At 75.5% G+C, this 16,156-nt stretch carries 16 protein-coding genes and 1 pseudogene; 5 read left to right on the forward strand and 12 right to left on the reverse strand.

Going from position 1 to position 16,156, the window contains the following annotated elements:
* Nucleotides 1–203: 203 nt before the first annotated feature.
* Nucleotides 204–308: pseudogene (locus tag AC230_RS33845) on the forward strand (nuclear transport factor 2 family protein); the annotation flags it as partial.
* 83 nt (nt 309–391) lie between these two features.
* On the opposite strand, the gene AC230_RS19660 reads toward AC230_RS33845, so the two are convergent.
* The 7 genes from AC230_RS19660 to AC230_RS19685 are packed head-to-tail and all read right to left on the reverse strand — an operon-like array spanning nt 392 to nt 7,235.
* Entirely contained in the window at nt 392–1,054 is a 663-nt protein-coding gene (locus AC230_RS19660; RefSeq protein ID WP_049717620.1) for a GntR family transcriptional regulator, read from the reverse strand.
* Nucleotides 1,055–1,095: 41 nt separating this feature from the next.
* Nucleotides 1,096–2,469 carry an aldehyde dehydrogenase family protein gene (locus AC230_RS19665; protein ID WP_049717621.1) on the reverse strand — a complete coding sequence of 458 codons (1,374 nt, stop codon included), beginning with the start codon at nt 2,467–2,469 and terminating at the stop codon, nt 1,096–1,098.
* Nucleotides 2,466–3,467 carry a proline racemase family protein gene (locus tag AC230_RS19670; RefSeq protein ID WP_049717622.1) on the reverse strand — a complete coding sequence of 334 codons (1,002 nt, stop codon included), beginning with the start codon at nt 3,465–3,467 and terminating at the stop codon, nt 2,466–2,468. The genes AC230_RS19665 and AC230_RS19670 overlap by 4 nt, the downstream gene beginning before the upstream one ends.
* Before the next feature lie 11 nt (nt 3,468–3,478).
* The gene (locus AC230_RS19675; RefSeq protein WP_049717623.1) at nt 3,479–4,387 is read right to left on the reverse strand and encodes a dihydrodipicolinate synthase family protein; all 909 of its coding nucleotides are present in this window, start codon (nt 4,385–4,387) and stop codon (nt 3,479–3,481) included.
* Nucleotides 4,384–5,790 carry an NAD(P)/FAD-dependent oxidoreductase gene (locus tag AC230_RS19680; RefSeq protein ID WP_049717624.1) on the reverse strand — a complete coding sequence of 469 codons (1,407 nt, stop codon included), beginning with the start codon at nt 5,788–5,790 and terminating at the stop codon, nt 4,384–4,386. The genes AC230_RS19675 and AC230_RS19680 overlap by 4 nt, the downstream gene beginning before the upstream one ends.
* The gene (locus AC230_RS31270) at nt 5,771–6,076 is read right to left on the reverse strand and encodes a (2Fe-2S)-binding protein (protein ID WP_078871444.1); all 306 of its coding nucleotides are present in this window, start codon (nt 6,074–6,076) and stop codon (nt 5,771–5,773) included. Before AC230_RS31270 ends, AC230_RS19680 begins: the two co-directional genes overlap by 20 nt.
* Nucleotides 6,051–7,235 (reverse strand): NAD(P)/FAD-dependent oxidoreductase, encoded by a 1,185-nt coding sequence (locus AC230_RS19685; protein ID WP_241833293.1) that lies wholly within the window; start codon nt 7,233–7,235, stop codon nt 6,051–6,053. Before AC230_RS19685 ends, AC230_RS31270 begins: the two co-directional genes overlap by 26 nt.
* Before the next feature lie 207 nt (nt 7,236–7,442).
* Between AC230_RS19685 and AC230_RS19690 the strand changes: the two genes are divergently transcribed.
* From AC230_RS19690 to AC230_RS19700, 3 genes are all read left to right on the forward strand, one after another.
* Complete coding sequence (locus tag AC230_RS19690) at nt 7,443–7,979, forward strand: hypothetical protein (protein ID WP_049717626.1); 537 nt, start codon at nt 7,443–7,445, stop codon at nt 7,977–7,979.
* A gap of 197 nt (nt 7,980–8,176) precedes the next feature.
* Nucleotides 8,177–10,483 carry a collagenase gene (locus tag AC230_RS19695; RefSeq protein WP_049717627.1) on the forward strand — a complete coding sequence of 769 codons (2,307 nt, stop codon included), beginning with the start codon at nt 8,177–8,179 and terminating at the stop codon, nt 10,481–10,483.
* A gap of 86 nt (nt 10,484–10,569) precedes the next feature.
* Entirely contained in the window at nt 10,570–11,589 is a 1,020-nt protein-coding gene (locus AC230_RS19700) for an alpha/beta fold hydrolase (protein ID WP_241833294.1), read from the forward strand.
* 10 nt (nt 11,590–11,599) lie between these two features.
* Here AC230_RS19700 and AC230_RS19705 read toward each other — a convergent pair whose 3' ends face one another.
* On the reverse strand, nt 11,600–13,072 hold the full coding sequence (locus tag AC230_RS19705) for an NAD(P)/FAD-dependent oxidoreductase (protein WP_107082190.1): 1,473 nt from the start codon (nt 13,070–13,072) through the stop codon (nt 11,600–11,602).
* Between the two features lie 198 nt (nt 13,073–13,270).
* Nucleotides 13,271–14,029 carry a transglycosylase SLT domain-containing protein gene (locus AC230_RS19710; protein WP_049717801.1) on the reverse strand — a complete coding sequence of 253 codons (759 nt, stop codon included), beginning with the start codon at nt 14,027–14,029 and terminating at the stop codon, nt 13,271–13,273.
* Here AC230_RS19710 and AC230_RS34350 point away from each other — a divergent pair.
* Nucleotides 14,028–14,153: a hypothetical protein gene (locus tag AC230_RS34350; RefSeq protein WP_277816920.1), complete on the forward strand. Its 126-nt coding sequence runs from the start codon at nt 14,028–14,030 to the stop codon at nt 14,151–14,153. The two genes, AC230_RS19710 and AC230_RS34350, sit on opposite strands and share 2 nt — an antisense overlap.
* A gap of 235 nt (nt 14,154–14,388) precedes the next feature.
* On the opposite strand, the gene AC230_RS19715 is transcribed toward AC230_RS34350, so the two are convergent.
* The 3 genes from AC230_RS19715 to AC230_RS19725 all read right to left on the reverse strand — a co-directional run bounded on the left by AC230_RS19715 (nt 14,389) and on the right by AC230_RS19725 (nt 16,096).
* Nucleotides 14,389–14,640: a DUF5133 domain-containing protein gene (locus tag AC230_RS19715; protein ID WP_049717629.1), complete on the reverse strand. Its 252-nt coding sequence runs from the start codon at nt 14,638–14,640 to the stop codon at nt 14,389–14,391.
* 114 nt (nt 14,641–14,754) lie between these two features.
* On the reverse strand, nt 14,755–15,030 hold the full coding sequence (locus tag AC230_RS19720; RefSeq protein ID WP_049717630.1) for a GlsB/YeaQ/YmgE family stress response membrane protein: 276 nt from the start codon (nt 15,028–15,030) through the stop codon (nt 14,755–14,757).
* A gap of 259 nt (nt 15,031–15,289) precedes the next feature.
* Complete coding sequence (locus tag AC230_RS19725) at nt 15,290–16,096, reverse strand: alpha/beta fold hydrolase (RefSeq protein WP_049717631.1); 807 nt, start codon at nt 16,094–16,096, stop codon at nt 15,290–15,292.
* Between the last annotated feature and the right edge of the window lie 60 nt (nt 16,097–16,156).

Consider the following 16,156-nt stretch of genomic DNA (forward strand, 5'->3'; position numbering starts at 1 on the left):
GGAGGGCGCAGGGCCGGGCCCCTGACTCAGGTGATGCGCTTTTCTGGAGCTGGAGGGCCGCCGCTTCGAGGTCAGGGGCGGCCCCGAGGCCCTGCCCGACCGCCATTACCTGTGGCAGGCCGGACACCGGGCGACCCTCGGCGGCGTCCTGCTCTTCCCGCACGAGCACGTGTGGACCGCCGACGCCCCCCGCCCCGGCCGACGTGGTGCGCCGCCAGTACCTCGCCTCGGCCGCCGGCGACCTCGACGCCCTGCGGGCCACCCTCGCCCCGGACGTGGAGTGGACCGAGATGGCCGGCTTCCCGCTCGTGGAGAGCAGTTCGTGGACACCGCGAAGGTGCGCGACGCCATGCGCTGAACCCCCGTCGCGCCGGCGGGACGTCGGCGCCCCTCAGTCCCGCGCCCACAGCGAGCGCACATGCCCCAGGTGCCGGGTCATGCACGCCTCGGCGGCCTGCGCGTCGCCCGCGAGCATCAGCTCCAGGAGTTCGAGGTGTTCCTCGGCGGAGGGGATGAGTTCGCCGCGCTCGTCCAGGCCGGTCAGGCCGTAGAGGCGGGAGCGCTTGCGCAGGTCGCCGACGGTTTCCACCAGGCGTTCGTTGCCGGCGAGGCCGAGGAGGGTGAGGTGGAAGCGGCGGTCGGCCTCCAGGTAGCCGATGAGGTCGTGGTCGCGGGCGGCGCGCACGATCTCCTCGGCGACGGGGCGGAGGGCCTCCAGGTCCGCGCGGGCCGCGGTGCGGGTGATCCGGCCGGTCATCGGGACCTCGATGAGCAGCCGGATCTCGGTGTACTGGTCGAGGTCGCGCTCGTCGACCTCGGTGACGCGGAAGCCCTTGTTGCGGACGGGCTCGACGAGGCCCTCGCGCGCCAGGTCGAGCATCGCCTCGCGCACGGGGGTGGCGGAGATGCCGAAGTCCTCGGCGAGGCCGGGCGCCGAGTAGACCTCGCCCGGCCGGAGTTCACCGGAGATCAGGGCGGCCCGCAGGGCGTGCGCCACCTGGTCGCGCAGGCGTTCCGTGGCGGTGATCGGTGCGCGGCGCTGCAGTCGCCCCATGGACTTCCCTCCGTGTGCCGGCGAAGTCCCAGCGTACAATGTCACGTTGTCCTTCCGGCCGCCGGGGCGAGGGTGTAGGTGCGGCTCGCGGTGTAGAACTCCAGGGCGGTGCGGCCCTGTTCGCGCGGTCCGTGGCCGGAGGTCTTGGTCCCGCCGAAGGGCAGGTGGAAGTCGACGCCCGTGGAAGGGGCGTTGACGCGGATCATGCCGGTGTCGAGCCGGTCGAGGGCGTGCAGCACGCTGTCCAGCCCGGCGGTGTGGACGGAGGTGACGAGCCCGTGGGGCACCGCGTTGCCGAGGCGGACGGCCTCGTCGAGGTCGCGGGCGGGCAGCAGGGCGGCGACGGGCCCGAACACCTCCTCGCGCAGCAGCCGGTGGCCGTCCGGCGCCTCGACCAGGACGGGGGCGGTGTACCAGCCGGGCCCGCCGGGCGCGGTGCCGGCGGCGACGACGGGCAGGCCGGCGGCGGCCTCGCGGACGCGGTCGCGGGCGTCGCGGGAGATCAGCGGTCCGCAGACGGTCGCCGGGTCGGCCGGGTCGCCGACGGGGAGCTTCCCCAGCTCCTCGGCGAGCGCGGCGCGCAGGGGTTCCAGCGCCGTGCCGACGGCGATGACGCGGCCGGTGGCGGTGCACTTCTGGCCGGCGTACCCGGCGAGGGCGGTCGCGATGTGGGCGGCGGCGCGGGCGATGTCGGCGTCCGGGAGGACGATCGCCGCGTTGAGCCCGCCGGTCTCCGCCTGGACGGGGACGCCGCGCGCGGTGGCGGCGGCGACGACCGCGGCGCCGGCGGCGGTCGAGCCGGTGAAGGAGACGGCGTCGGCGGTGCCGGTCAGGGCGCTGCCCTCCTCTACGCCGCCGGGGACGACGGTGAACAGCCCGTCGGGCAGGGCCCGTCGGAGGGTTTCGGCGAGGAGCAGGGCGCAGGCCGTGGCCTGCGGGGCGGGTTTGAGGACGACGGCGTTGCCGGCGGCGAGCGCGGGGGCGGCCTTCCAGCCGGGGATGGCCAGCGGGAAGTTCCAGGGCGTGACGAGGCCGGCGACGCCGTGCGGGCGGCGGCGGGTGAGCAGCAGGCCGGCGCCGTCGGCGCTCTCGTGGACGGCGCCGGCGGGCCCGTAGGGGAACTGGGCGTAGTAGCGCCAGATGGCGGCGGTGCGGGCGGCCTCGGCGCGGGCCTCGGTGAGGGGTTTGCCGACCTCGCGGACGGTGAGGGCGGCGAGGTCGTCGGCGGCGTCCTCGATCGCGGTGGCGGCGCGGGCGAGCGCGGCGCTGCGGGCGGTGGCGCCGCCGGCGGCCCAGGCGGCCTGGGCGGTGCGGGCGCGTTCCACGGCACGGGCGGTGGCGGCGGCCCCGGCGGCGGCCGTGGTGACGACGCGGTCGCCGGGGTCGGCCGGGTTGTGGGAGACGACGGTGGTCACAGCAGGAAGCCTCCGGGGAAGGGGTCGTCCGGGTCGAGGAGGTACTGGGCGGTGGCGGTGATCCAGGCGCGCCCGGTGACGGTGGGGACGACGGCGGGGAGCCCGCCGGTGGTGGTGCCGGCGACGAGGCGGCCGGTGAAGCGGGTGCCGGTGAAGGACTCGTTGACGAAGTCGCGGCCCAGCGGCAGGAGGTGGCGCGCGTGCAGCTGGGCCATGCGGGCGGAGGTGCCGGTGCCGCACGGGGAGCGGTCGAACCAGCCGGGGTGGATGGCCATGGCGTGCCGCGAGTGGCGGGCGTCGGAGCCGGGGGCGGCGAGGTAGACGTGTTTGAGGCCGTTGATCTCGGGCTGTTCGGGGTGGACGGGCCGGTCGGCGGCGTTGACGGCGTCCATGACGGCGAGCCCGGCGGCGAGCAGGTCGTCCTTGCGCTTGCGGTCGAACGGCAGCCCGAGGGCGTCGAGTTCGACGAAGGCGTAGAAGTTGCCGCCGTAGGCGAGGTCGTAGGGGACGGTGCCGTATCCGGGGACGTCGACGGTGCGGTCGAGGGCGGCGCAGTAGGCGGGGACGTTGGTGAAGGTGGCGGCGCGGGCGGCACCGTCCTGGACGCGGACGTCCACGGTGACGAGTCCGGCGGGGGTGTCGAGGCGGACGGTGGTGACGGGTTCGGTGACGGGCACCATGCCGGTCTCGACGAGGACGGTGGCGACGCCGATGGTGCCGTGTCCGCACATCGGGAGGACCCCGGAGACCTCGATGTAGAGCACGCCCCAGTCGGCGTCGGGCCGGGTGGGCGGTTGCAGGATCGCGCCGCTCATGGCGGCGTGGCCGCGCGGCTCGTACATGAGCAGGGTGCGCAGGTGGTCCAGGTGCTCGATGAAGTGGAGCCGGCGTTCGGCCATGGTGGCGCCGGGGATCGTGCCGACGCCGCCGGTGACGACGCGGGTGGGCATGCCCTCGGTGTGGGAGTCGACGGCGTGGAGGACGTGACGGCTGCGCATCGTCCCCCCGTTCAGCGGCGGCCGTCGGCGACGGCCTTCTTGGTGGCGGCGCGCACGGCGGCCGCCGCCTCGGCGGTGAGCGGCAGGCGCGGGGGCCGTACGGGCCCGCCGGGCCGGCCGGTGAGGTCCATGGACAGCTTGACGGCCTGGACGAACTCGGTGCGGGAGTCCCAGCGCAGCAGCGGGTGCAGCGCGGCGTACAGCGGCCGGGCCGTCTCCAGGTCACCGGCGACGGCGGCGCGGTAGAGGGCGGCGCAGTCGGCGGGGAAGGCGTTGGCGTATCCGGCGATCCAGCCCTTGGCGCCGGCGAGGGCCAGTTCGAGCAGGACGTCGTCGGCGCCGGCCAGCAGGTCGAGCCCGGGGGCCTGTTCGGCCAGTTCCCAGGCGCGGCGGACGTCGCCGCTGAAGTCCTTGACGGCGGTGATGTGACCCGCGTCGTGGAGGCGGGCGAGGAGGGCGGGGGTGAGGTCGGTGCGGGTGTCGGTGGGGTTGTTGTAGGCGACGACGGGCAGTCCGGCGGCGGCGACGGCGGCGTAGTGGGCGAGCACGGCGCGGTCGTCGGCCCGGTAGGCGGTGGGCGGCAGCAGCAGGACGGAGCCGCAGCCCGCCTCGGCGGCGTGCTCGGCCCAGCGGCGGGCCTCGGCGGCGCCGTACGCGGAGACGCCCGGCATGACGCGGGCGCCGTCGCCGGCCGCCTCGACGGCGGTGCGCACCACGCGGGCGCGTTCGTCGGCGGTGAGGGACTGGTACTCCCCCAGCGAGCCGTTGGGGACGACGCCGTCGCAGCCCTGGTCGAGGAGGTGGCGCACGTGGGCGGCGTAGGCGTCGTGGTCGACGGAGAGGTCGTCGCGCAGCGGCAGGGCGGTGGCGACCATGACGCCGCGCCAGGGATGCTGCCGGGTCCAGGAGGTGGTGCTCATCGCGGTTCCTTCCCGTGGGGTGTGTCGTCGAGGGCGGCGAGCGTCCCGAGGGTGACGGGGACGGCGAACGGGCGGCGTTCGGGGGCGGCGGGCCGCCCGTCGGGGGCGGTGAGCCGGGCGACGGCCTGTCCGCAGGTGCGTCCCTGGCACCAGCCCATGCCGGCCCGGGTGAGGAGTTTGACGGTGCGTGCGTCGCGGGCGCCGAGGTCGCGGACGGCCGCGCGGACGCGGCCGGCGGTGACCTCCTCGCAGCGGCACACCTCGGTGGCGTCGGGGAGCCAGCCGGTCCAGCCGGGGCCGGGGGCGTGGACGGCGGTCATGGCGTCGGCGAAGGCGCGCAGCCGGGCGCGGCGGCGGCGCAGGGCGGGGCTGAGGGCGGCGGGGCGGCCGAGGCGGCGGGCGACGGCGCGGGCGGCGAGTTCGCCCTCGGCGAGCGCGGCGCGTTCGCCCGCGACGCCGGCGCTCTCGCCCGCCGCCCAGACGCCGCGCACGGTGGTCTCCAGGTCGTCGTCGAGCAGGAGGGCGAAGGTGCCGTCGGCGGTGCGGCGGGTGGCGCAGCCGAGGGTGGTGGCCAGGTCGGTCTGCGGGACGAGTCCGTGGCCGACGGCGAGGGCGTCGCAGGGCAGGCGGCGCGCGGTGCCGGGCAGCGGGCGCCAGTCGGGGCCGAGGCGGGTGACGGTGACGGCCTCGACGCGGTCGGTGCCGTGGGCGGCGGTGACGGCGCTGCGGGTGAGGAGGCGGACGTGGTGGCGCAGCAGGGCGGCCAGGTGGGCGGCGCCCTCGGCGAGTTTGCGGGGGTCGGCGGCGAGGGCGGCGGGCCGGCGGGCGTAGCGGAGGTAGCCGGCGGCCTCGACGACGGCGGGGACGCGGGCGCCGGCGGCGGCGAGCGAGGAGGCCACGGCGAGGAGCAGCGGTCCGCTGCCGGCGACGACCACGCGCCGGCCGGGCAGGACGAGGTCGCTCTTGAGCATGGCCTGGGCGCCGCCCGCGCCGACGACCCCGGGCAGGGTCCAGCCGGGGAAGGGGAGGTGGCGTTCGTGGGCGCCGGTGGCGAGGAGCAGGGCGCGTGCGGTGACGCGTACCGGTCGTTCGCCGTCCCCGTCGTCGCCGGTGACGGCGTGGACGGTCCACAGTCCCGTTTCCCCGCGGGCGGCGCTCCACACGTGGTGGCGGGGCAAGTGGCGTACGAGCGGGTGGAGTTGGGCGCGGCGGAGGGACGGGTCCGGTGGTCCGGTGCGCAGTCCGGGTGCGGGGTGGCGGCGGATCTGGCCGCCGGGGCGCGGGGCGGCGTCGAGCAGGGTGACGGTCAGTCCGAGGCGGGCCGCGGTGGCGGCGGCGGACAGTCCGGCGGGTCCGGCGCCGACGATCGCGAGGTCGCGCGCGTCAGACGGCGAGGTCGGCACGGCCGGTTCCCTCCTGGGTGGTGACGGCGTCGCCGGGGCGGGCGGGCAGCAGGCACAGGCGGCGGTTGGGTCGTCCGTTGACGGTGGCGAGGCATTCGAAGCAGTGGCCGATGCCGCAGAAGGCGCCGCGCGGGGCGCCGCCGGTGCGGGTGGTGCGCCAGGCGAGGACGCCGGCGGAGCGCAGGGCGGCGGCGAGCGACTGTCCGGGCAGGGCGGGCAGGGGGCGGCCGTCGAAGGTGACGGTGAAGGGGGCGGGCGGTTCAGCGCGGTGGGGTCGGCGTTTCAGGGCGGGGCTCCTTCGGTGCGGTGGCGAAGCGCTCGGGGCGGAACGCCCGGGCCCAGGCGGGGAGTTCGCCGCCGGTGAGGGCGCGGGTGACGAGCAGGCCGGTGGCGGGGGCGAGGCCGATGCCCGCGCCTTCGTGTCCGCAGGCGTGGACGAGGCCGGGCAGGCGGGGGTCGGGGCCGATGGCGGGCAGGCGGTCGGGGAGGCAGGGACGGAAGCCGGCGTAGGTCCGCAGGGCGCGCACCCCGGCGAGTACGGGGAACAGGGCGACGGCCCCGGCGGCGAGGCGGCGCAGGGCGGGGAGCGACAATGTACGGTCGTAGCCGGTGAGTTCGCGGCTGGCGCCGACGAGGACGGGGCCGGCGGCGGTGCCCTCGACCACGGTGGAGGTGCGCAGGGCGGCCGTGTCGGCGGCCACGTCGGCGACGTAGTCGGCGGTGTACACCTTGTGGCGGACGACGCGCGGCAGCGGTTCGGTGACGAGGACGAAGCCGCGCCGGGGCCGGACGGGAAGCCCGGCGCCGGCGGCGCGGCCGAGCGAACCGGCCCACGCCCCGGCGGCGTTGACGACACAGGGGGCGTGGAGGTCGCCGCGGGTCGTGCGGACGCCGCGGACCCGGCCCGCCGCGGTGGTGAGCAGGGCGGTGACCTCCTCGCCGAGGCGCAGGGCGGCGCCGGAGGCCCGCAGCAGGCGGGCCGCGGCGAGGGCGGGCATGACCTGGGCGTCCTGGGGGTAGTGGACGCCGCCGGCGAGTCCGGGGGCGAGGTGCGGTTCCAGGTCGCGCAGGGCCGCGGCCGGTACGGGGCGGGCCTCCGCTCCGGCGGCGGACTGGGCGGCGGCGAGGGCGCGCAGGGCGTCGAGGCGGCCGGCGTCGGGGGCGACGACGAGGCCGCCCTTGGCCTCGTACTCGATGTCCGGCGGCAGCGCGTCCGCCAGTTCACGCCACAAGTCCGTGGAGAGAAGGGCTAGGTGGAGTTCGGGGCCGGGTTCCTTGTCGGACACCAGGAGGTTGCCCTCACCGGCGCCGGTGGTGCCGCCGGCCACGGGGCCGCGGTCGACGACGGTGACGGAGAGCCCGGCCCGGGCCGCGTGGTAGGCGCAGGCCGCGCCGACCGCTCCCGCGCCGACGACGATGACGTCCGGGGGTCTTGTCGGGGACACGGCCAGTACCATTTCACATGGCACTGCCGGCTGCCAAGGGGGCCGACCCCGCGAAGTCCTCCCACCGGCAGGCGAGTTCGGCGCTTCCCACCGTAATTGTCCGCGCCGGCGATCGGCCTGACTGCGCCTGTCCCCCCGCTCCCCCGCCCAGCATCCTGCGGCGCGCACGGCACGCGTACCCTCCTCCGAGCGAAGGGAACGGAAGCCATGAGGAAGTCCTCCCGGCTGATGGCGGCGGTGGCGGCCGGCGGCCTGGTGGCCGGCGGTCTCCTGACGGCCTCGACGGCGTCGGCGGGCGCCGGCGGCACCTCCGCGGTGGCGCGGCCGCACCTGGTGTCCTCGCAGGACGTGGTGAGACAGACCCCGTCCACGGTCCTGCTGAGCGCCACGGGCGGAGTGCCCACGACGGTCGTCTCCGAGACGGTGTCCGGCGGTTCGTGGGTGGTCTCCGCCACCGCGACGCTCGTCAGCTGGGAACCGAGCGACTACACCCGCTGCACCCTCTACGCGGGCGAGACCGTCATCGGCGGGGCCACCACGATGATCGGCAACTCCGCCACGGGCGCGGGCAGCGGGGTCTACGCGGCCTCCGTCACCGTCCAGGGCGCCTTCTCCGGCACGGGCCCGACGACCGTCAGCCTGCGGTGCGGACACGACAGCACCCGCACCCGGGCGCCCTACGCGGACCCGCGCGCCACCCTGTGGATCCACCAGAGCGACGGCCTCGGACAGCCCGCGCGCTAGCGGCCGGACGCGGCCGGACGGAACGGCGTCCGGCCGCACCCCGCCCGACCACGAGTCGGCAAAGGAGCCGCAGACACCTTGTCAGTGCAATGTCACATAACTACGGTACCCCTCGCACGGCGCCTCCGCGCCGTCCGGCCCAAGTGGCCCCTTTCTCACGGACGTTGTCCGCACGTCCCCCCACTCTGGAGACCAGCGTGTCCCATTGGAGACCCGTTCACCGCACCCTGCTCGCGGCCGCGGCCGCCGCCGCGCTCCTCGTTCCGGCGAACCTGCTCGCCACGGCGGCGGCAGCCCCGCACGAGCGCCCCGCGGCCACCGCCGACGACCCTCGCGGCCCCCGTGACCAAGTCCCGCACCTGGCCAAGGCGCCGAAAACCGGGCACCGTTCGGTGCCCGCCCCCGGCGGGCTGCCCGAGGGCCGCATACCCGGCCCGCGTCCCCCCGCCGTCCCGCCGAAGGACCTCGGACGGCCGGCCACGGCGCCCTGCACCCTCGACGGCGTGACCGGCCTCGGCCCCGAGCGGTTCGCCGACTTCCTCACCGACCCGGCCGTCACCGCCGACGGCTGTCTGAGACAGCTGATCTGGACCTGGGATCCGCGCCTCGCGCCCGTCATGTCACGGCCCCACGTCCAGGCGGTCTCCCGCCGGATATCCGCCCTCTCCCCCGCCCACGACGGCCGCGACGGCAGCCACCTGCTGGAGCTGCTCACCTACCTCCACGCCGTGGTCTACCAGGACTTCTCCCACTCGGAGATCGACGTCACCGACCCGGCGACCACCGAGGCGATGCGCCGGGCGGTCAACGCCTTCGGCACCGCGCGCCACAGCTTCGACGTGACGCGCGAGAACGCCGAGAGCCTGCGCGAGGCCCTGTACGCGGGCAGCGGCCAGGGGCTGCGCCAGTCCCAACTCCCGCTGATCCGCAAGGTACTGGCCACCATGGACCCGTACCACACCACCTTCAAGGACCCGTCCTGGGGCGGCGCCGCCCTCGCCGGACTCTCCGTCAACTACCTGGGCCTCTACCCCGGCAACAACGACACCGCCTTCCGCACCGTCGCCGCACGCAACGCGGCGTACCGCGACGCCTTCCGCGCGTTCGCCCGCCACACCCACCTCAAGGGCACGCCCAACGAGTGGGTGGTGCGCGACGCGATCGGCGAGTACGGCCGCTTCGGCGAGATCGCCGAACTGCGCGACGAGACCGTGAACGGGCTCGGGGCGCTGCTGCCCGTCACCGAAGCCAACTTCGGCGCCCTCGGCGACCCCTGGGCCAAGGCCGTCGCCTGGCTCGTCGACTACCGGCGGTGCTCCGCCTACCACGTGTGCGAACCGGACCTCGAGCAGCGGCTGTTCCCGCGCGCCTATTCCTACGACGGCGGCGGCATCACCGTCCGCACCGCGCTGGACCGGGACACCGTGGACCACCTCTACTACGCGAGCAAGCAGGTCAAGGAGCAGTTCTTCCGCGTCCTGGGCACCGACCGGCCGCTGGCCGACGACACCAACTCCACCCTCCACATCGTCCTGTACGACTCCCGCGCCCACTACGCGGCGTTCCAGACGCTGCTGACCGGGCTGTCCACCGAGAACGGCGGCATGTACATCGAGGACGGCGCCACCTTCTACACCTACCAGCGGCGCGTCCCGCAGGACTCCTCGCTCACCCTCGAGGAGCTCTTCCGGCACGAGTACACCCACTACCTCAACGGCCGCTGGGCGGTGCCGGGCCTGTTCGGCTCCGGCCCCTGGTACGAGGCCGACCGCACCACCGCGATGGACGAGGGCACCGCCGAGTTCTTCGCCGGCTCCACCCGCGACGCGGGCGTCAAGGTCCGCAAGTCCCTGGTCAAGGGCGTCATCAAGGACACCTCCGGCGGCGGCCCGCGCATGAGCGTGAACCGGCTGCTGCACGCCACGTACGACGGCGACCACTTCCGCTTCTACGACTACGCGGGCACGTTCTTCGAGTTCCTGTGGACCGAACACCCCTCGATGCTGCGGGAGATGTACGGCCTGCTGCGGGCGAACGACCCCGGGGGCTTCGACGCCTGGCGCGACCGCGCCGGCCGCGACACCTCGCTCCAGCGCGCCTACGACGCCTTCCTCGACCGGCAGATCGCGCAGGTGGACGGACTCCACGTGCCCAGCACGGACTTCACCCCCAACGACCGGCTGCGCGAGTCCTCCGCCGACGCCGTCCGCGCCTCCTTCGCCGCGGCGACCTACCTGGACCCCGCCTGCGCGGCCGGCCCCGACCCGGCGATGCGGCGCTTCGTCTGCACCGGCCGCATCACGGCGCGCCTCGACGCCTCCGGCGACCCGGACCGGGTGTTCCAGGACGTCTCCCGCACGGTCGACGCCTTCGTCCTGGAGCGGGCCCGCCCCGCCTCCCCCAACCTGGCCGACATGAACTGCCACTTCGGCACCGTCGACATCTGGCCCGACGGCACCGCCGGCACCACCGACTACACCTGCGAGGGACCGCTGCGCCGCTGACGCGGCACGGCCCCCGGCGTCCGGCGCCCGCGCGGGTGCCGGACGCCGGTGTTCACCCGGGGGACGATCGGGGCGACCATGGGTCCGTGTCCACCGAAGGAGCCGATGTGAACCCGTCCGTCACGCACCGTTCCGTCGAGGTGAACGGCGTGCGCCTGCACGTCGCCGAGCAGGGCGAGGGCCCGCTGGTCCTGCTGCTGCACGGCTTCCCCGAGAGCTGGTACTCCTGGCGCCACCAGTTCGGCCCGCTCGCGGCGGCCGGCTACCGGGTCGTCGCCCCCGACCAGCGCGGCTACGCCCGCAGCGAGCGGCCCGGGCGCCCCGACGCGTACACCCTGCTGCACCTCGTCGGCGACGTCACCGAGCTCATCGCCGCGCTCGGCGAGCGGCAGGCCGTCGTCGTCGGCCACGACTGGGGCGCGCCGGTCGCCTGGACGACGGCGCTGCTCCGCCCGGACCTCGTGCGCGGCGTCGCCGGGCTGAGCGTCCCGCCGACCCCGCCCCCGGCGGGGATGGCCCCGCCGGAGGCCACCCGGGCCCTGTACGGGGACGGCTTCTACCAGGTCTACTTCCAGGAACCGGGCGTCGCGGACGCCGAGTTGGCCCGCGATCCCGCCACGACGTTCCGCCGCGTCCTGTACGGCGGTTCCGGCGACAACCCGGCCAACGCCCGCCCCCGCCCGTGGGTCGTCCCCGAGGGCAGGGGCGTGCTCGACCTCATGCCGGACCCCGAGCGGCTGCCCGCCTGGCTGACGGAGGACGACATCGCGGCGTTCGTCCACGACTACGCCGGCCACGGCGACCGCGCCTTCACCGGCCCGCTGAACTGGTACCGCAACATCGCGCTCAACCAGCGGCTGCTCATCCCCTTCTCCGGCCGCCGCGTCGAGGTGCCCGCCCTGTACGTGGTGGGCGACCGCGACATGGTGACGTCCCTGGCCGGGGTGGACGCCCTGCGCTCCTCGCTGCGCCGGGTCGCCCCGCTGCTGCACGCCGCCGTGGAGCTGCCCGGCTGCGGCCACTGGACACAGCAGGAGCGCCCGGAGGAGGTCAACGCGGCGCTGCTGGACTTCCTGGCGGCGGTGGAGAAGGGGACGGCGGCCTAGGGCGCGCCGGTCAGCGCCGCGCCTCCGTGCTCCCGGCGCTCCCCGTCTTCCCCGCACGCCCCGTCCTCCCGGCACGCCGCGTCCTCCCGGCGCTCTCCGCGCTCTCGGCGCTCTCGGCGCTCTCCGGCAGGAGCGGCGGCGCGGAGGGCGAGGCGGGCACCGGCGTGAAGAGGACCTCCCTGGCGACCCGCGGGGCGAAGAAGGCCGTGGCCGGCGCGGCGAGCGAGCCGACCTTCCGGAAGGTGTCGCCGACGAGGGGGTTGCGGGGCAGCCGTTCCAGGACCCGGTTCAGGTACCAGGCGGCGGGCCGGTCGATCACGCGGGGCCGCACGGCGTTGCCGGTGACGCCGGGCACCACGCGGTCGGCGCCGGAGGAGATGTCCCACGCCTGCCGCGTGGCGTCGGCCAGGGCGCGCTGCACGCGCCGCGTGGTGGGGGTGCGGCGGCCGTCGTCCAGGGCGTCGCGCAGGGCGACGGCGCACAGGGCCGCGACCGACATGCCCTGTCCGTAGGCGGGGTTGAAGGCGCACAGCGCCTCCCCGGTGGCGAGGAAGCCGGCCGGGCGCCGGCCCGGACGGTCGTAGCGGCGGCGGACGTTGGCCAGTCCGCGGAAGCCGTGTATGGCCGTGAGGGGTTCGGCCCTGTCGAGCCACTCCCGCATGACCGGGTCGGGCAGGGTCGCGGCGAAGTCGAGGTAGCCCTGCTCGTCCGTGGGCGGTTCGTGCCCCCTGAAGCCCGAGAGGAGGGCGATCCACCGGTCCCCTTCCACGGGCAGCAGCAGGCCGCCGCGCGGGTGCCGCCCGTCGATCGCCAGGTAGACGGCCCGGAAGGACAGGTCGGTGTTGGTGCCTGCGGCCCAGAAGCGGGTGGCGTAGGCGAGGCCCGAGTCGATGGTCTCCTCGCGCGGCGGCTCGGCGCCGATCGCCCGCAGCCAGGCGGGGGCGCGCGTGGAGCGGCCGGACGCATCGACGACGAGGCCGGCGTCCAGGGTGCGGGTCTCCTGGCGGGCGCCGCGGCGGCGCACCCGGACGCCGCGGACGCGCGCGGCGTCGCCGGTGAGACCCGTCACCTCGGTCTCCTCCAGGACGGTGACGCGCGCGTCGGCGAGGACCCGGCGGCGTACGAGCCAGTCGGTCAGCGGCCGGGAGCCGGTGAGGACGTGCGTGCTGGCGGGGGTGCGCCGGAACCACTGGCCGCCCTGCCACTGCACGAAGTCGGCCGGCATGCCCAGGCGCGGGGAGCCGTGCTCCACCAACTCGTCCGGCAGGCCGGGCAGCAGGTCCTCCAGGGCCCGCACGCCGCCCTCGAGGAAGATGTGGGCGTGCCGGTCCTGGGGCACGCCCGCGCGGTGCCGGGGTCCGTCGGGATAGCGGTCGCGCTCGACGACGGTCACCGAATCCGCATGGTCCTTGAGCACGTGGGCCGCCAGGAGTCCGGCGATGCTTCCCCCGATGACGACCGCGTGCCGTGATCCGCTCCGCATGGTGCTCCCCTCCGCCGGGCCGGCGCCGCGCCGCGGCTGTCGTCCGGTCCGGCCATGATCAGCCTACTCGGCGGTCACCAACCGCCGTGGGGCGGGGACGAGTTCGGCCGGGCGGGACTCCGGGGTGGACGACGCGACGCGGCCGCCGCCCGGGAGTGCCGGGCGGCGGCCGCGTGGGGAGGTTCCGCGACGGGACGGTCAGTAGGCGGAGTTGACGTTGTCCATGGAGCCGTAGGTCTTGGCGGCGTAGTTGCACGACGCGACGATGTTGGCGACCGGGTCGTAGATGTCCCAGGACGTACCGTCCACGTGGAACGCCTTGAACGTCGGGTCGATGATCTGCAGCAGACCCTTCGACGGCACACCGTTGACCGCGTTGACATCCCAGTCGTTGACCGCCTGCGGGTTGCCCGTCGACTCCCGCATGATGTTGCGCTTGATGCCCTCGTACGAACCCGGGATCCCCTTGGCCCGCATGATGTCCAGCGCCTGGTTGATCCACCCGTCCAGGTCGTTGCCGTACGCCTTCGGCGCCGCGGCCGGGGCCTCGGCGGCCTTCAGCGGCTTGCGGTCGGTGGACCGGCTCGCGGCCTCCTTCCCGGCGCGCTCCTTGGCCTGGCGGTCGGCCTTCGCCTTGGCGTCCTTGGCGGCCTTCGCGTCGGCCTTCGCCCGGGCGGCCTTCGCGTCGGCGACGGACTTGACCTTCGCGGCGGCCTCGGTGCGCGCCTGCTCGGCCGCGCCGTCCGCCTGCCGCGCCAGCTCGCCGCGGCCCTGCTCGTCCGAGGTGAAGGCCGTGGCGTCGAACGCCACCGGCTTCACGGCCACCGGCTGCGCGGCGGCCGGCCCACCGGAGACCACCGCGAACACCACGGCGGCCGCACCCGCGGCACCGAGACCGGCGGCGGACATCTTGTGGACCTTGGACAGACGGGTATAGCCGGAGTGAGTGGAACGCATGACGAAGAAGAACACCTTCCCGATCGCGGAGCCGCACCGCACCGGAAACCCGGCACGAAAGAAGCGCCGTAAACCGACGGCGCCCAGCGACCCCGCAATTGTTAGCGGCGCCGAAAACCCCTGACAAGGACGGGGACCTACTACCCGGCACCGCACCCAGGAGATCAACACGACACCCCGGCCCGGGAATTCACCGCCGCTTTTCACTAAAGACCGCAGTATGTGACGCGCGCCCTATGCCCGGCCTCACACCGGGGGACCGCCGGCGCCACTCAGCGCGACGTCTCCCTCACGCCTCGCGCACGGGGAAGCGCCCGGTCCCTCCCGGGGCGGGAGGGGCCGGGCGCTTCCCCGGCGGGTCACCGATCGCGGTCGGTCCCGGCCGTGAGGGGCGCCTCCTCGTGGCCGTCGGCGGCCTCCGCGAGGCGGTGGCGGGCGACGCGCAGCGCGGCGGCGAGGTCCCGGGTACCGGTCGAGACGCACAGCGTGTAGGTGACGTCCGCCAGCTCCTGCCGTATCGCCGGGTCCGCCGCCCCCGGGGCCGCGGCGCGCTCGAGGGCGGCATGGCGCTCGACGAGGTCACGGAGAACGGCGGGGTGGGCGAGCAGCATGGAATCCTCCCGGCGGAACGTGCGACGGATGTGATGACCGCCACGCGCCTTCCCCGGAAGGGGCGCTTCATTCCTCGTCTCTCACCCGCCCCTCCGCCCGGGCCGGGCCCGTCGTCATCCGCGGGAGGACGAGCGGCGCCCGGCGAAGACCCGGTACAGCGCGAGGATGAGCAGCGAGCCGACGATCGCGGCGATCCAGGTCGACAGGTGGAAGAACCCGGTGAGGGAATGGATCCCGAAAATCACCTTGCCGAGGAATCCGCCGAGGAGACCGCCGGCGATTCCGATGAGCATGGTCACGAAGATTCCGCCGGGATCCCGGCCCGGCATGATGGCCTTGGCCGCCGCGCCCGCGATCAGCCCTATGACGATCCACGCGATGATTCCCATGTCCGTTCGCCTTTCTGCCCGTTGCCGGCCGTCACGACACGAATGACCGGGGACGCCCCCGTCAAACCCGGAACGCGACCGGAAGCGCGGGAATGCGCGCGCGCACGGATTCCCGGGGAGCGGACGGGCCCCGGCCCGTCGCGCCGGAGCCGACGGCTCCGTGGGGCGGGGCCGTCGGCTCCGGCGCGACGGCGGGTCTCAGCCGTACCCCTCGTCGCCTCAGCCCTGTCCCCCGTCGCCTCAGCCCTGCCCCGTCGCCTCAGCCGTGGCCCTCGTCGAGGAAGGCGCCCACTTCCCGGGCGAACCCGTCCGGGTCGTCCTCGTGGAGCCAGTGCCCGCAGCCGGGGAACTCGCGCAGCCGTGTGCCGGGCCGCTCCCGTGCCATGCGCCGGGCCGTCGCGGAGCTGAGCAGGAAGCTGTCGCCGCCCCTCAGCAGCAGCGCGGGCTGCCGGGAGGCGGCCCAGTCGGCGGAGAAGTCGCCGGCGAAGGCGCGCTGGGAGGCCGTCAGCGCGGCGGGGTCGAAGAGCAGCGACCAGCCGTCGTCCGTCTCGGCGGCGCTGTCGAGGAAGTGGACGGCGTACGGGCCGACGCGGGCCTCGACGGCGGCGGCGAGGGCCTGGCGCGTGGGCGCGTGCCGGGGCCAGTCGGAGACGTCGAGGACGGGCCGGGTCTCGGGTTCCCGGTTGAGGACGGTGGTGTCCACGATCACCAGGGAGCGGACGAGTCCGGGGTGGCGGCGGGCGAGGAGGAGGGCGACGTGTCCGCCCATGGAGTGGCCGACCACGGCGGCCGGTGCCAGGTCCAGGGCCGTGAGGAAGGCGGCGGCGTCGGCCACGTAGGCGTCGGGTGTCAACTCGCCGCCGTCGTCGGAGAGTCCGTGGCCGCGCTGGTCGAGGGCGACCACGCGGTGGCGGGGCGCGAGCGCGGCGGCCAGGGGCGCGAAGGCGCGGCCGCGGCCGAAGTGCCCGTGCAGCGCCAGGACTGCGGGGCCGGAGCCGCCGAAGTCCCGGTAGGCGAAGCGGCGTCCGCGCAGGGTGATGAAGGATTCCTGGGGTTTCGCGGTCATGGTGGTCCATGATGGCCGGGGGGCGGCGGCCGCCGGGCCGCGGGGCCGGTGCCCCGGCCG

Origin of the sequence: Streptomyces caatingaensis, assembly GCF_001187435.1 — a bacterium.
In the GTDB taxonomy this organism is placed as follows: Bacteria; Actinomycetota; Actinomycetes; order Streptomycetales; family Streptomycetaceae; genus Streptomyces; species Streptomyces caatingaensis.

Coding starts and splice junctions, on each gene's coding strand:
- AC230_RS19720 (WP_049717630.1), bottom strand. CDS start 15,030: ATGGGAATCATCGCGTGGATCGTCATAGGGCTGATCGCGGGCGCGGCG.
- AC230_RS19660 (WP_049717620.1), bottom strand. CDS start 1,054: ATGGGGCGACTGCAGCGCCGCGCACCGATCACCGCCACGGAACGCCTG.
- AC230_RS19690 (WP_049717626.1), top strand. CDS start 7,443: ATGAGGAAGTCCTCCCGGCTGATGGCGGCGGTGGCGGCCGGCGGCCTG.
- AC230_RS19675 (WP_049717623.1), bottom strand. CDS start 4,387: ATGAGCACCACCTCCTGGACCCGGCAGCATCCCTGGCGCGGCGTCATG.
- AC230_RS34350 (WP_277816920.1), top strand. CDS start 14,028: ATGACGAAGAAGAACACCTTCCCGATCGCGGAGCCGCACCGCACCGGA.
- AC230_RS19725 (WP_049717631.1), bottom strand. CDS start 16,096: ATGACCGCGAAACCCCAGGAATCCTTCATCACCCTGCGCGGACGCCGC.
- AC230_RS19715 (WP_049717629.1), bottom strand. CDS start 14,640: ATGCTGCTCGCCCACCCCGCCGTTCTCCGTGACCTCGTCGAGCGCCAT.
- AC230_RS19705 (WP_107082190.1), bottom strand. CDS start 13,072: ATGCGGAGCGGATCACGGCACGCGGTCGTCATCGGGGGAAGCATCGCC.
- AC230_RS19670 (WP_049717622.1), bottom strand. CDS start 3,467: ATGCGCAGCCGTCACGTCCTCCACGCCGTCGACTCCCACACCGAGGGC.
- AC230_RS19710 (WP_049717801.1), bottom strand. CDS start 14,029: ATGCGTTCCACTCACTCCGGCTATACCCGTCTGTCCAAGGTCCACAAG.